The 14,418-nt window shown below is 41.2% G+C and carries 12 protein-coding genes; 5 read left to right on the top strand and 7 right to left on the bottom strand.

Annotated features, from left to right (window positions below):
- Positions 1-102: 102 nt before the first annotated feature.
- Complete coding sequence (locus tag VCM39_RS18985; protein ID WP_002559159.1) at positions 103-273, bottom strand: DUF362 domain-containing protein; 171 nt, start codon at positions 271-273, stop codon at positions 103-105.
- Between the two features lie 153 nt (positions 274-426).
- On the opposite strand from VCM39_RS18985, the gene VCM39_RS18980 reads away from it, so the two are divergent.
- The 4 genes from VCM39_RS18980 (at position 427) to VCM39_RS18965 (ending at position 5,044) form a co-directional block, all read left to right on the top strand.
- Positions 427-1,128 carry a porin family protein gene (locus tag VCM39_RS18980; RefSeq protein WP_007483866.1) on the top strand — a complete coding sequence of 234 codons (702 nt, stop codon included), beginning with the start codon at positions 427-429 and terminating at the stop codon, positions 1,126-1,128.
- A gap of 159 nt (positions 1,129-1,287) precedes the next feature.
- On the top strand, positions 1,288-2,205 hold the full coding sequence (metA, locus tag VCM39_RS18975; RefSeq protein WP_221650337.1) for a homoserine O-acetyltransferase MetA: 918 nt from the start codon (positions 1,288-1,290) through the stop codon (positions 2,203-2,205).
- Positions 2,202-4,031 (top strand): peptidase U32 family protein, encoded by a 1,830-nt coding sequence (locus tag VCM39_RS18970; protein WP_221650338.1) that lies wholly within the window; start codon positions 2,202-2,204, stop codon positions 4,029-4,031. Before metA ends, VCM39_RS18970 begins: the two co-directional genes overlap by 4 nt.
- Before the next feature lie 17 nt (positions 4,032-4,048).
- A complete protein-coding gene (locus VCM39_RS18965; RefSeq protein ID WP_323674022.1) occupies positions 4,049-5,044 on the top strand; it encodes a hypothetical protein in 996 nt (331 codons plus the stop codon).
- Between the two features lie 465 nt (positions 5,045-5,509).
- Here VCM39_RS18965 and VCM39_RS18960 read toward each other — a convergent pair whose 3' ends face one another.
- Together VCM39_RS18960 and VCM39_RS18955 are read right to left on the bottom strand one after the other, a co-directional pair.
- Entirely contained in the window at positions 5,510-7,924 is a 2,415-nt protein-coding gene (locus VCM39_RS18960) for a TonB-dependent receptor (protein ID WP_323674023.1), read from the bottom strand.
- Between the two features lie 85 nt (positions 7,925-8,009).
- On the bottom strand, positions 8,010-9,440 hold the full coding sequence (locus VCM39_RS18955; RefSeq protein ID WP_322933654.1) for a polysaccharide lyase 6 family protein: 1,431 nt from the start codon (positions 9,438-9,440) through the stop codon (positions 8,010-8,012).
- Between the two features lie 796 nt (positions 9,441-10,236).
- Here VCM39_RS18955 and VCM39_RS18950 point away from each other — a divergent pair.
- Complete coding sequence (locus tag VCM39_RS18950) at positions 10,237-11,007, top strand: phosphatase PAP2 family protein (RefSeq protein WP_322933655.1); 771 nt, start codon at positions 10,237-10,239, stop codon at positions 11,005-11,007.
- Here VCM39_RS18950 and VCM39_RS18945 read toward each other — a convergent pair.
- From VCM39_RS18945 to VCM39_RS18930, 4 genes are read right to left on the bottom strand one after another with little or no spacing between them, the layout of a single operon-like run.
- Positions 11,004-11,597 carry a response regulator transcription factor gene (locus tag VCM39_RS18945; protein WP_289292598.1) on the bottom strand — a complete coding sequence of 198 codons (594 nt, stop codon included), beginning with the start codon at positions 11,595-11,597 and terminating at the stop codon, positions 11,004-11,006. The two genes, VCM39_RS18950 and VCM39_RS18945, sit on opposite strands and share 4 nt — an antisense overlap.
- Positions 11,598-11,601: 4 nt before the next feature.
- Positions 11,602-12,330 carry a hypothetical protein gene (locus tag VCM39_RS18940; protein WP_289292599.1) on the bottom strand — a complete coding sequence of 243 codons (729 nt, stop codon included), beginning with the start codon at positions 12,328-12,330 and terminating at the stop codon, positions 11,602-11,604.
- A gap of 17 nt (positions 12,331-12,347) precedes the next feature.
- Positions 12,348-13,964, bottom strand: coding sequence for an NAD(P)/FAD-dependent oxidoreductase (locus VCM39_RS18935; RefSeq protein WP_322933656.1), 1,617 nt, complete (start codon positions 13,962-13,964; stop codon positions 12,348-12,350).
- 42 nt (positions 13,965-14,006) lie between these two features.
- On the bottom strand, positions 14,007-14,381 hold the full coding sequence (locus VCM39_RS18930) for a GxxExxY protein (RefSeq protein ID WP_322933657.1): 375 nt from the start codon (positions 14,379-14,381) through the stop codon (positions 14,007-14,009).
- Positions 14,382-14,418 lie beyond the last annotated feature (37 nt).

The raw sequence follows: 14,418 nt of genomic DNA, 5'->3' as shown, positions 1-14,418 counted from the left end.
TAGCTGGTGGTTCTTTTTTCTTCTGCGGATGTGCGTATCAATAAAAAAAGCTGCTTCCCTGAAATGGAAAAGCAGCTTTCACAGTTCTTTTGTCTGATTGTATTATTCAGCCGGGTGAATTGCTTCAGAAGGACAAACATCAGCACAAGTGCCACAGTCTGTACATACATCCGGGTTAATAGAGTAGATATCGCCTTCAGAGATAGCTTCTACCGGACACTCGTCAATACAAGTTCCGCAAGCAATACAATCGTCACTAATTACGTAAGCCATTTTCTTTAAAATTTAAATTATTAGTACTAATTTATTGGGCAAAAATACACGTTTTATTCATTAGTTGATCTCAATCTTGATTAAAATCCTTTAATTTGTACCGCTTCTAAATAAGCGAAACAATAATTTAACTATAAAATCGTTTTTATTATTGTGAAACGAATCGTGTTACTTCTCATAGTTTCGCTGTTGGTGGCAGGTGCCTCTGCCCAAAAGCGTAAGGTACAGAACCGCCCGTATATTGACCAGCGGATCTGGCATTATGGTTTTCTGGCAGGTATCCATATGCAGGATCTTAAGTTTGTAAACAATGGTTATGTCACCGAGGACGGGCAGGTCTGGTTTGCTGATGTACCCGAATACTCTCCGGGATTTTCGGTCGGTGTGTTAGGAGAATTATATTTGAATAAATACATGGCGCTCCGCCTGATTCCCACGCTTCATTTTGGTGATAAGAGAGTGGTATTCCGTGAGCAGACAAGTGGTGAAACGGTTTCTCAAAATGTAAAATCGGCTTACCTTGCATTCCCTATTGATATGAAATTCAGCGCCGAACGCTTCAATAACTATCGTCCTTATGCGATGCTTGGCCTTAGTCCTACCTTTGATTTGAGTGTAAAAAATGCCCGTCCGCTGTTGGTGAAGCCTTTTGATTGTTATATCGAAGTCGGCCTTGGCTGTGACTTATATCTTCCTTTTTTTAAGCTGATACCAGAGTTGAAATTCTGCTTCGGATTAGCCAACCTGCTGGAGAAAAAGCGCCCTGATCTTACTGATAAATCATTAATGAAGTTCACCGAATCTCTGGATAAAGTAAAGTCCCGGATGATCGTATTGACTTTCTACTTCGAATAAGTTCGCCACAGAGTAGCACTGAGTTTCACAGAGTTTTATCCTTTTTGAACATATTTCTCCGTGAAACTCTGTGCTACTCTGTGGTGAAATCGTTATTTTTGCAAAGAATTTGCCGAATGGCAATCGTAAATCGTTAAATCGTAAATAGTAAATACCCTCATGCCATTAAATTTACCTGATAAGCTACCTGCGATAGAATTGCTGAAGGAAGAAAATATCTTTGTGATTGACAACTCGCGTGCGACACAACAGGATATACGTCCGTTGCGGATTGTAATTCTGAACCTGATGCCATTGAAAATAACCACAGAGACTGATCTGGTGCGTCTGTTGTCCAATACACCACTCCAGGTGGAAATCTCGTTTATGAAAATAAAGAGTCATACATCCAAGAATACGCCTGTCGAACATATGAAGACCTTTTATACGGACTTTGATAAAATGCGTGGCGAGAAGTATGATGGTATGATTATTACCGGTGCTCCGGTGGAGCAGATGGACTTTGAAGAAGTCAGTTATTGGGATGAGATAATGGAAATCTTCGATTGGGCACGTACGCATGTCACTTCGACGCTTTATATTTGCTGGGCGGCTCAGGCTGGTTTGTATCACCATTACGGTGTTCCTAAATATGCTTTAGATAAAAAGATGTTCGGTATCTTCGAGCACCGTACCCTCGATCCGTTGCAAGCTATCTTCCGTGGATTTGATGATACTTTTTATGTTCCTCACAGCCGTCATACGGAAGTGCGTAAAGAGGATATTCTTAAAGTATCTGAATTGACATTGCTTTCCGAATCGGATGAATCAGGAGTATATATGGTAATGGCTCGTGGAGGGCGCGAATTCTTTGTAACCGGGCATTCGGAATATTCTCCGTTAACGCTTGATACGGAGTATAGGCGGGATCTGGCAAAAGGACTGCCGATTGATGTGCCGCGTAATTATTATATAGACGATGATCCGGAGAAGGGGCCTGTTGTGCGTTGGCGTGCTCATGCCAATTTGTTATTTTCAAACTGGTTGAACTACTTTGTTTATCAAGAAACTCCTTACGATATTAATGATATTAAATGATAAAGCAGCGTAAAATAGAACTTCTGGCTCCGGCTAAGAATCTGGAATGTGGAATAGAAGCTATTAACCACGGAGCGGATGCTGTATATATTGGTGCACCAAAGTTTGGTGCCCGTGCTGCTGCTGTCAACTCGTTGGATGATATTGCTGCCCTTGTAGAGCATGCGCATCTGTACAATGCACGTATCTATGTCACTGTCAACACAATTCTGAAAGAAGAAGAGTTGAAAGAGACAGAAGAGATGATAGGAGAATTGTATCGGATAGGAGTGGATGCGTTGATCGTACAAGATATGGCGATCACGCAATTAAATTTGCCGCCTATCCCGTTGCATGCCAGTACACAGATGGATAACCGGACGGCGGATAAAGTTAAGTTTCTTGCCGATACGGGATTCCGTCAGGTAGTACTTGCCCGTGAACTTTCTTTGCGGGAGATAAGTAAAATACACGAAGCCTGCCCTGACACGGCGCTTGAAGTCTTTGTACATGGTGCTTTGTGCGTCAGTTATAGTGGTCAGTGTTATGTTAGTCAAGCCTGTTTTGGCCGGAGTGCCAATCGTGGCGAGTGTGCGCAATTCTGCCGTTTGCCTTTTAGCCTGGTCGATGCTGATGGTAAGACAATTGTGAAAGATAAGCATTTACTTTCGCTGAAAGACCTTAACCAAAGCGAGGAACTGGAGGCATTGCTGGATGCCGGAGTCACTTCTTTGAAAATTGAAGGACGGTTGAAGGATGTCTCTTATGTGAAAAATGTTACTGCTGCCTATCGTCAGAAACTGGATACCATTTTCACCCGGCGTAAAGAGTATGTCCGTGCCTCTTCCGGTTCCTGTCGTTTTGAGTTTAAACCTCAGTTGGATAAGAGCTTTAGCCGTGGTTTTACGCATTATTTTTTGAAGGGTCGGAGTAAAGAGATTTTTTCTTTTGATACTCCCAAGTCGTTAGGAGAAGAAATGGGTACGATGAAAGAGACTCGTGGAAACTATCTTACGGTGGCCGGGCTGAAATCTTTTAATAACGGTGATGGCGTTTGTTACATTGATGAACAGGGGCGTTTACAAGGATTTCGTATCAATCGCGTTGATGGCAATAAGCTGTATCCGCAGGAGATGCCCCGTATTAAACCCCGGACTGTATTGTATCGTAATTTTGATCAGGAGTTCGAACGCGTGCTTGCCCGTAAATCTTCTGAAAGAAAGATTGCCGTTTCTATTTTGCTGGCGGAGAATAACTTTGGGTTCTCCCTTACTATGACAGATGAAGATGATAATAGTGTGACGCTTACATTGCCTCGTGATAAGGAACTTGCCCGTACCCCCCAGGAGGATAATCTCAAAAACCAGCTATCCAAACTGGGAAATACTCCCTTTGAGGCAATGCGGATAGATATTGACTTTACCGGGAATTGGTTTATTCCGGCCTCTGTACTTTCCGATCTGCGCAGGCAGGTGGTCGATAAACTGATAGCTGTCCGCAGAATGACATTTCATCGTGAACTGGCTGTCTTAAAACCAACCACACACGCTTATCCGCAACAGACGCTTTCTTATTTAGGCAATGTGATGAACACCCGTGCTGCTTCTTTCTATCAGGATCATGGTGTGAAAGATATTGCGCCTGCTTATGAGAAACAGGCGGTGGAAGAGGCTGTCCTTATGTTTTGCAAACATTGCTTGCGTTATAGTATGGGTTGGTGTCCTGTTCACCAGCGTGAACGCTCGCCCTATAAAGAACCTTATTACTTGGTAGGGACGGATGGAAAACGTTTCCGGCTATCATTTGATTGTAAGATTTGTCAGATGAAAGTGAGTGCCGCATTATGAAAACAAGGTATCATAGAATGAATCATGGTAACACGAAGAGCAATTTCAGGAAGCTTTGTGTTGCTTTGTGCTACTCTGTGATGACTCTTTTTTTGTTTGCAGCCTGCCATTATCCCCGTCCCGATCTTTCTGCCGAAGGAATGAGCGATAGGGCGAAGGATTCTCTTACTTATTTATTTGAACGGCATTATACCTATAACACGAATCTGGAAGTACAAACAGATTCTGTTGTTTTGGAACGTTTGCCTGTGAAGGATTCTTTTGTCAGTCTTCACCGGGGAGACCGTGTTGTAGTAGCAGAGTTCGCTGTTCATCCGGCAGACAGCGTGGATAGTATATGGGTAAAACTGGCCCATTCACAGGAAATCCAGGGATGGATGCGTGAAACGGAATTGATAAAGTCTTTTGTACCTACCGATAGTATATCTCAGTTTATTTATTTGTTCAGTGATACCCATGCCTCTTATTTTGTGATTGTCTTTGCCTTGTTCGTGGGTGTTTATCTTTTTCGTGCTTTTCGGCGGAAGCAACTACAGATGGTTTATTTCAATGACATTGATAGTATTTATCCGCTTTTTCTTTGTCTGTTGATGGCGTTTAGTGCCACAATTTATGAGTCGATGCAGGTCTTTGTACCTGATACATGGCAACATTTTTATTTTAATCCTACACTTTCACCTTTTAAGGTACCGCTTGTTTTGTCGGTGTTCCTGTTGAGCATCTGGATTTTTCTTATTGTCTTTCTGGCAGTGCTCGATGATCTGTTCCGGCAACTGACTTCGGCTGCCGCTGTCTTCTATTTGCTTGGATTGACTTCTTGCTGTATTTTCTGTTATTTCTTTTTTATTCTGACTACACACATTTATATCGGTTATCTTTTTCTTTTCTGCTTTGTGTGGCTGTTTGCGAAAAAACTGCATAAAAGTAGCGGGTATAAATACCGGTGTGGACGTTGTGGCGGGAAATTACGGGAGAAGGGAGTCTGTCCGCATTGTGGAGCTATAAACGAATAATGTGCCAGCGTGGTAATATGGTAACATACTGATTGGTTACACTGCTGCTTCTTGATTTATCTTCTTATGGCTGTTTCCCTTGTAATTATTTCAGATAGCTTACAAGGCTTTGAAAATAGAAAGAAAATAGATTTTGATAGTGAAAATAGTAGACAAATTTATGGATTGTTAAATGGTTGTGTATCAATGTACTATGTGGTCTCGTTTTTTCTCGTAGAGTTTCACTACGTTTCTCTACGACATATATATCGACCGGATATAAGATGTGACAACACAGAGAATGAACAGCGTATTTCAGATAATCTTGATGTAATGATTTTTTTTGCAAGTAAAATGAAGGAATGCAAGAGTGTACACTTTAGTATAGCAGGAATGTACATTTTAGTATGACAAGAGTGTACATTCTTGTATAACAAAAGTGTACACTCTTATAAACGCTGGTTTTTAGACGATTACGATTGTGTTTTAGAAGCGGCAACGTACATCTACTCCCAGTTGCATGGGACGTCCTTTTTGCATAAATCCATTGCCCATTGATTCAAAATAAAATGCCTGATATTCTTTGTCCAATGCATTACGTACCCAGAATGCAATGGCACCATTCCCTTTTTCCAGGCTGACACGTCCGTTCAGAGTTCCGTAAAATGCCTGACTGACATTATTCTCTTCTGTCCAGTAGATACGTCCGGCAGCATTGTAGTTTGCATTTATCTGTACGCGATCCAGCCAGTGGTGTGGGGCGATACGGAAGATATATTGTGCACCTACGCTGAGGGTATGTTTGGGGACAAAGGGGACATAATTGCCATTATAAGAAACATCTACTTTTTCCTTCCCTTGCTTTTTTTCGGTCACATAATCTGTAAATGTGGCGTAGGTATATCCATAACTCACATTCAATCCGAGCGCATCGGTAATAGCAGCGCGTATGGCAGCTTCTGCACCATAGCTCCGGCTCTTGCCGGCATTAATCGTTATACGTCCGAATCCGTTTTCCGAGAATTTAGCTACTTGCTGGTCACGGGTATCCATATAGAAAGCTGCAAGGTCGGCCCATAAACGACTTTCCAATAAAGTAAGGTGTGCACCGGCTTCATAGTTCCATGAGTATTCCGGTTTGTAACTGGTAGCTGCCTTTACATCGACTGCTTCAGGTATCATTCCATCAATCATTTTGTCTATCATTGCCCCATATTGAGGATCATCTATTTTTTCATTCTCTTTGACCGTATACATCATGTTTCTTTGGAACTCGGTCTGAGCCAGGTCAGAGAACATCTGGATATTATATCCTCCCGAACGATATCCTCGTGAAACAGTAGCATATACACTATTTCCTTTTTTCCATTCATATTGAAGAGCGAACTTAGGCAATAATTGCAAATAGTCATTGCTTAACTCTCCAATGAACGTGGAAGGTGCTTTCATGTGCTGGTCTGAAAGGTTAAGCGGAGGACGTTGCATCGAAATACTGAAGTCGAAATCGATTGGTTCACTGATAGAACGGTATTTCATAGATGTTTTTTCATAGTCCAGACGTAACCCGACAGTAGCTGACAACCCTTTTACAAAAAGATCATTGAAAGTAGACTGATGATAGATGGCTCCACTCAAAGAGGGCGTATCAAAACTTCCTCCTATGTTTAGTGTTTCATTATTAATCGTCATTTTCATGCTTGGGGCCATAGGTGAATTAGGGAAGTTCTCGTTGGCTTTATCTTCGATCATTTCTTCCACGCCTTGCCGTTTAAACAGTACAGGACCACTGGTGTGTAACCATTGGTAAAAACCGAAAGCTCCGGTTGCCCATTGCCATCTTCTACCTGGCTTGGATTTGAGTACAATCTCTTCGGAAATGGTATTTAACTTCTGTTTCTGTTCCAGATTAAAAATATCTTTTTCTGTAAAATCCTGATCAAGAAACATCCGGTCCTTAAGATGTTGATAGCCTGTTACTGCACTTAAGATGAAGTTCTGTGCCTGATATTCGATATTGACACTTGCATTCAGCAGGCTGCGATAGTAACTACTTTCGTCATTATATGAAATCAGTCCGATTTTATCTTTACGGGTATCTTTTTTCCTTTCTTCTTCGTTAACTTTTCCTGTATAGAAATATGGATATCCGCCTTGATCGCTATATTCATAATTTACATTAAAGTCGAGTTTCAGGTTTTCTGTTGGTAAATAGATACTGCGGATACGTCCGCCTCCGGCGTTACTACGGTCTATTTTCTTATTGTTGAGAGCAGAGTTTTTGAAAAAACCGTCTGCATGTTCGTAAAATCCTCCGACTGAGAAAGCAAATTGCTCAGACATACGGTGATAGTGAGTTACTGATGCGTTATAATTACCATATGTCCCGGCACTCAGTCTAAGGTCTGTACCCTGATAGCTGAATGGCGATTTAGTGTGTACGCGGATAAGTCCTCCCATGGTGTTACGTCCGTACAGTGTTCCCTGAGGCCCACGAAGTACATCGATACGTTCAATATCCGCATAGTTGAAGTCGAAGGCTGATTTGTCTATATAAGGAACATTATCTACATAAAGTCCCACTGAAGGAGTGTTGATGCGTGAACCGATACCACGGATATAAATGGCTGATGTCAACCTTGAACCATAGTCGGGGATAAACAGATTAGGGACCAGTGCTGTCAGACCTTTCAGATTAGTTACCTGATTGGCTTGCATATCGTGTTGTGACAGGAGGGTACTGGCTGTAGGCAATTCGCGGAGTTTGCGGTTTTCTTTGGGTGATGCAATAACGAGCACCTCTTCTACGTCTACTACTTTAATCGTGTCTTTAGGTACTTCTTCGGCCCATACGGTACTTGCCGTCAAGAGAGTTAGAGCAATTAGAATACTGTTTCTTTTCATCATATATTATTTTGCTTGCAAAGGAACGGGAAACTTATCAGTTACACAATCCTCATTTATTAGGATTATGCAAATTATCTGTGTTTTAATAATTAACATCGCTTGCCGTAACTCCGGGAAGCGCTTTATTCCTTATATAAGTTATCTCAGCAGTATTGGGCGCATACCACACCGGACCTATTCCGTTGATAGATTTTTCTACTTTTTCATTCTCTAAAGTTAAGAGGGTATCTGGTATTTTACCTTCCATAAATCCGGGTAGCCCGATTGGCTCTTTATTTTCAAAATAATAAGTATTATCCAGGAAAGTAATGCCCGGCATAACCTCTTCCGGTTGAAAGACTCTCACATTCGGAGTTGAGTTGTAGATGGTATTGTTGGCAAAACGTAGGTTACGGGGAGCTTTATCTCCTTTACCCGAACCGAATTCCAACACCCGGCAGTTGATAAAATGGTTATAGGCGATATCTACATTTTCTACCCGGTGGTAAGAGGTCAACGGTTCTTTTTTTATGTCTGTATCGGCAGTAGGTTTCTCAAAGATGCCAATGCGTACCAACAGACCGAAACCATTCAGTTTACTCATGTAGTTATCATATACTGTATGTCCTTGGTTGATAATGCGGATTCCTACTGTACCTTTTATATTATTACCGATAAAGGTGTTGGATTCAAGCACATTGTAATGACCGTGCCGGCATACCAAACCTCCTCTTGACTCATAAAACAGATTTCGACGGAGTACATTATGACACGATTTTACCGAAATGATTTCACTCTCTCCGTCGCAGTGCAGAAATACATTGTTTTCTACAACGGTACGTGATTCCAGTTGAGAAGACCATGAATGCCCGATGCGAATGATCTCGGCACCGTTTCCACCATAGGGTTTACGCATACCGAACAGGTTGTGATCTATCTGGTGATTATTCAGATGATTATCTTCATCGAGCCATACTTGCAGTACCAATCCGCCAATTCGTTTGTTGGCAAAGTAACAATGGTCTACCCGGTTGTTTTCGCCTCGGAGTCCGAGCCAGTATTCGCTCACGGAAGCGGGTTGCTGTCCGTTTGTTGCAGGCTGTTCACTCTTGTCCGGATCGTTACAGTCATCAATCACGCAATTGGTGAAACGACAGTGTGAAGCATACTTCCCTGCTTCTTTCTGAAAATCAATCATATTGAAAGCCAATGCCCATGCTTTCAGAAAACACAAACCTTCTATTTGCAGATATTCGCCATAGACTTTAAAATCCAATGCACCCGATATGATTGTTTTTCCGGGGTGCTCGGCTTTCAGTTTTATTGAATCCTGTACAGTTCCTTTTGCCTGGAAGAGCACTTTCTGCAGATTTTTGAAAACTCCGTCTTTAAGAATGACTTCGTCACCAGGGAGTAGTTTCCCTTCACTTAATATCCTTTTCAAAGATTCACTCTCCCCGGGGGTGAAATAGTACTTTTTTGCCAGAAGAGGGTTACAACTCAGAATTACTAGCAGTAACAATAATTTTCTCATAATAATCAATCTATAATTTTAGGATGCTAAGGTACAAAACTCTCTGGCTGCAAGCTTGCAATATTATATCGCTTTCTGTAAGATATAACTCAATATTTGTTTGTTATACATATGAGGTAAGGGGTTATTGCGGAATTTAGACGAAATATTCCGAATATATATTGAAATAACAGAATATGCATTGGGAGTATATGCGAATCTGAAAATAGGGGGACTTACTCCTGTATCTGGTTTATAAGGATTATGCAAATAAAGTTTGTCTATAAAGAAAGATATTCTTATTTTTGTCTTTCGATAAACATTAAATAAAGTAGAGTCTTTATTTAAAGATAAAAAAAACAAGATACGGAGTGTTTGCATTGTCATTCTTTCTATAGTGAAACGACCAATTTTAACGGACCGAAAGAATATGCTTTGTGGATGCGCCCTGAAACAGGGTGTGTTCCATCGATATATTCAGTCGGTCATAGGTTACTTGGTCGTACCTAACTATAGTCTGGATAGTGTCGGGAACACACTTTTTTTATTAATCCCTTCTAAAACAGTATTGCCTATGGTATAAATAAGATCAAACGACATATAACAGTTAGAAATAACTCATTTGCATTTCTCTTATAGAAAAAACGACCAAGAATTTTTATATGACCGGGGGAATGCAATGGGGCGGATCTTGTTTTGCTTTCCTCTTTTTTGAAGTTGTAAAGGCTGAAGCGGATGTGTACCTGTTGTGTTTCTGAGACAGAAATGCACAGCGACAGTTAACATTCAGTATTCATTTTATTTACAACAATAAAAGATGAAAATCAAATTGCTTTTTCTTCTTATAATATTACTATGCCCGTTTCAGTTGTGGGCACAAACGGCTTCGACAGACTCTCTGAAAATCACTGAACGGGGCCATTCCTTCCGTCCTTCACAATTAATACTACCTGCTTCACTCATCACTGTAGGGGCACTTGGAGTAGCCAATCCCTGGTTGAAATCTCTGAACAGGGAGGTGCGTGATGACATTGCCGGATGGCGCAATGGACGCTATTTTCATGCCGATGATTATATACAATATGTACCCGTTATTGCGAACTTCGGATTAAGTCTGCTGGGGGCAAAGGCTAAGCACAGTTATGTGGACCGTGTATTGATTACTACCACTTCTTATGCAGCTATGGGGATTATGGTTAATGCGGTGAAGTGGGCGGTAGATGAACAACGTCCGGACGGAACAGCTTTTAATTCCTTTCCTTCGGGACATACTGCCACCGTTTTTATGGGAGCTGAGTTGGTTCGGATGGAGTATAAAGATTCCTCTCCGCTTTATGGTATAGGTGCATATACTATTGCCTGTGGGGTAGCCTTCCTGCGACTTTATAATGAACGACATTGGTGCAATGATGTTCTGGCCGGTGCAGGAATTGGTATATTAAGTGCACGGATTGGATACTGGCTCCTGCCTTTTGAAAAGAAATTGTTTGGGTTGGATAAGAAAAAGAGTAGAGTAAATCTGGCTGCTTCTCCTTATTACAATCATTTTTCAAAGGAATACGGTGGTATGATCGTTGTACTTTTTTAAATCCGGTCAGCCTCTACATAGCCGTTCATTACGGCATAAATTGTTAGCCCGGAGACAGATTTGATACCCAGTTTCTCCGTAATATTTTTCCGATGGGTGATAACAGTGGTCAGACTGATATTTAGTTTATCAGCTATCTCTTTATTGATGAGACCTTTGGTTATCAATACAAGCACTTCAATCTCCCGTGCAGACAATTCATGTTCAATAACTGGCATTGGTGGTATGGCCTCAGCCGGATGTCCGTCGTGATGAGCATGTTGGTGAAGTTTCAGAATATCTTTCACCAACTGCTCTTCTGATTGATAAATATTCAGTACGCGTACGGCAGATAGCTGGAGAGAGTGGCTTTCTCCTGCCAGAACAATTGTTTTCTTTTTCCGGGGTAGAAAAAAAGCATTGTGCTCCACATATACTTGTGCGCCTATAAAATAGTGCGCATACATGTCGGGAGTGTCATCCGTCAGCTCACCAAAACTATGGAAAGTACGTATAATTGCCATTGGAATAATCTCTTCCAATATCATTTTCAGACCGAGTGCTGTAAGTGTATTCGCTTCAACGATAGCGATTTCAGGTTTGTGGTTCATAGGTTTAATGAGATAAAATAAGGTTTGGAAGATCTATGGAATCAAAATCAAATTCACTATCTAAGTCTTGGCAGTCACAAACGATTAAATCGAAATACTGTGCTGATTTCCTTGGTATTAGCAGTTCGTAGGTTGACTCACCTTGATAACTTTTATATTCCCAAATAGAAATTTTTCTTTTCTCATCAATGATGTGGATCTGCAATTCATCCAAAGCCAGACTGTTATCCGGATGTTGAATGACATTCCATAATTTTATATCATATAGATTAGCAGATTTCTTTTCCACTGATTTAATGATTACAGGAAAAGGACCGTCCAGGTATTTATAGTAAAGGCAAGAATCTGTGAGCCACCGGTTTGTAGGAGTCTCTATTTGGCATGGAGAATAAACATAGTATTTCCCTTTATAAGAATGAAGAGCGATCCAATCTTCCGGCAGTTCATATAAATTATGTTTTGTAATAGTTTGTGGATGAGCCTGTTTTAATATCTTCTCGCTTTCTTTCAGTTCTTCCAGTCTGTATTGTCTCAGTTCCGGATAGGCTTTTTCTTGAATTGTGGGGTCGAGTAATTTTTGGAAAGCTTCTGATTTTCTGTTGTTTTCGATATATACCTTTCTGTTTCCATTTTTAGATAGAAAGGTGGTATCGGCTTGTGCATAACAATTGAATGATACTGATTTAAATAGGAGAATTACTCCTATAGTTAGAGAAAAAATAATGTTCTTCATAACTCTCAATTATTGAATTAATGATTTAAATAGTTTGCAACTGCTTCTGCACAACGTTCTCCGTCAACTCCCGCAGATACAATTCCTCCCGCATATCCTGCTCCTTCACCGCAAGGGAATAAGCCGCGGACTGTTACATGCTGCAGCGTATCTTTATCGCGTACAATACGCACAGGAGAAGAAGTACGCGTTTCTACTCCGATCATTACTGCTTCGTTGGTAAGAAAACCGTGACTCATCCGTCCGAATTGCTGAAAGCCTTGTGACAAGCGTTTACTGATAAACTCCGGCATCCAGAAGTGTAAGGGGGAAGATATCAATCCCGGACTATAGGAGGAGTCCGGTAAATCATAGCTCAGTTTCTTTCGTGTAAAGTCCACCATGCGTTGTGCCGGAGCCGTTTGCCTCATCCCACCTTGTAACCAGGCTTGCCGTTCCAGTTCTTCCTGAAAATATAACACTTTTAGGAGTTGAGATTTGACAGTTGAGAATTGACAATTGGACTGCGCAGCCAACTGTCCATTGTCCATTGTCCACTGTCCATTGTCTAAGTCCTCCGGTTGTACCTCTACCACCATCCCCGAATTACTCCATCGTGAACCACGGTTGGAAGGAGACATTCCGTTGACTACCACCTGTTCGGGGCCGCTGGCAGCAGGAACGATAAAGCCGCCGGGACACATACAGAAACTGTATACACCTCGTCCTTCTACCTGTGTTACGAAGCTATATTCGGCAGCAGGCAAGTACTTTCCCCGACCGTTTTTATTGTGATACTGTATCTGGTCTATCAATTCTGCAGGATGCTCCAGACGGACACCAACGGCTATTCCTTTTGCCTCAAGCGTTACGTTGTTGGTTGCCAGCCAGCGATATACATCACGTGCCGAATGTCCTGTAGCCAGTATTACCGGACCGAGAAATGTTTTTCCTGTATTTGTTTCAATACCTTTTACCTCCTCGTTCTCGATGATCAGTGCATCCATTCGTGTCTCAAAATGCACTTCACCTCCACAATTGATAATGGTATTACGCATGTTTTCAATGACTCGTGGCAGTTTGTCTGTACCGATATGCGGATGTGCGTCGGCAAGAATTGCAGTAGAAGCTCCATGCTGGCAGAATACATTTAGTATTTTGTCTACATTTCCCCGTTTTTTACTTCGGGTATAAAGTTTTCCGTCAGAATAGGCTCCTGCACCTCCTTCTCCGAAACTATAATTTGATTCCGGATTTACAGCGTGTTCCCGGCTTATCAGTGCGAGATCTTTTTTACGTTCGCGTACATCTTTTCCACGCTCTACCACAATGGGGCGAAGCCCTGATTCAATAAGTCTCAGAGCTGCAAATAGTCCGCCAGGACCTGCACCCACTATAATAACCTGTGGCTTGCCTTCCACATTATTATATACGGTTCGTTCGTATTCATCATCCGCAGGCATTTCATTAATATAGGCCCGTACCTTCAGATTGATAAAAATAGTACGTTGCCGCGCATCAATACTTCGTTTCAGAATACGTGTAGCAGTAATATTCTTAAAACTTAATCCTTTTTCTTTTGATAAATATTCCTTTAATCGCTGCTCGTTGGCAGCTGTTTCGGGGAGTAGACGTAACTGGTATTCTTGTATCATGATTCACCACAGAGGACGCAGAGGTCACAGAGTTTAATTAGTTTATAATATAAAACGCTTAATGTCATTTTTGAGCCTTGGTACATTGAAGTTCAGTAATAATCCATATTTGAGATTACTAAGCTTCATATATGTTAATATTTGAGCTGAGTGTACAGGCTGTAATGCCTCTACACTTTTCAACTCTATAATAAGCCGCTTATCAATTAATAAGTCTATCCTGTAGTCGGTGTCCAGTTTGATGCCCTTGTAAATGATTGGCAGCTTTTTTTGTCTTTCTACTTGTATATTTGTTTCTATAAGTTCGTGATATAGACAGGTTTCATATGTACTTTCCAATAATCCCGCCCCTAATTGTGTGTGTACTTCAAAAGCAAGACCAAGAACCTTATTAGTGAGTATATTAATATCTTCCATTTCTTTGTTTTCTAAATTGAACTCTGTGCCCTCTGTG

This window comes from Bacteroides mucinivorans (genome assembly GCF_034654355.2).
GTDB classification, from domain to species: domain Bacteria; phylum Bacteroidota; class Bacteroidia; order Bacteroidales; family Bacteroidaceae; genus Bacteroides; species Bacteroides nordii.
Note: the sequence above shows the minus strand (reverse complement) of the source record. Positions and strands in the feature narration are given on the sequence as shown.

Coding starts and splice junctions, on each gene's coding strand:
- VCM39_RS18985 (WP_002559159.1), bottom strand. CDS start 273: ATGGCTTACGTAATTAGTGACGATTGTATTGCTTGCGGAACTTGTATT.
- VCM39_RS18960 (WP_323674023.1), bottom strand. CDS start 7,924: ATGAAAAGAAACAGTATTCTAATTGCTCTAACTCTCTTGACGGCAAGT.
- VCM39_RS18935 (WP_322933656.1), bottom strand. CDS start 13,964: ATGATACAAGAATACCAGTTACGTCTACTCCCCGAAACAGCTGCCAAC.
- VCM39_RS18950 (WP_322933655.1), top strand. CDS start 10,237: ATGAAAATCAAATTGCTTTTTCTTCTTATAATATTACTATGCCCGTTT.
- VCM39_RS18930 (WP_322933657.1), bottom strand. CDS start 14,381: ATGGAAGATATTAATATACTCACTAATAAGGTTCTTGGTCTTGCTTTT.
- VCM39_RS18940 (WP_289292599.1), bottom strand. CDS start 12,330: ATGAAGAACATTATTTTTTCTCTAACTATAGGAGTAATTCTCCTATTT.
- VCM39_RS18945 (WP_289292598.1), bottom strand. CDS start 11,597: ATGAACCACAAACCTGAAATCGCTATCGTTGAAGCGAATACACTTACA.
- VCM39_RS18970 (WP_221650338.1), top strand. CDS start 2,202: ATGATAAAGCAGCGTAAAATAGAACTTCTGGCTCCGGCTAAGAATCTG.
- VCM39_RS18965 (WP_323674022.1), top strand. CDS start 4,049: ATGAATCATGGTAACACGAAGAGCAATTTCAGGAAGCTTTGTGTTGCT.
- VCM39_RS18955 (WP_322933654.1), bottom strand. CDS start 9,440: ATGAGAAAATTATTGTTACTGCTAGTAATTCTGAGTTGTAACCCTCTT.
- metA (WP_221650337.1), top strand. CDS start 1,288: ATGCCATTAAATTTACCTGATAAGCTACCTGCGATAGAATTGCTGAAG.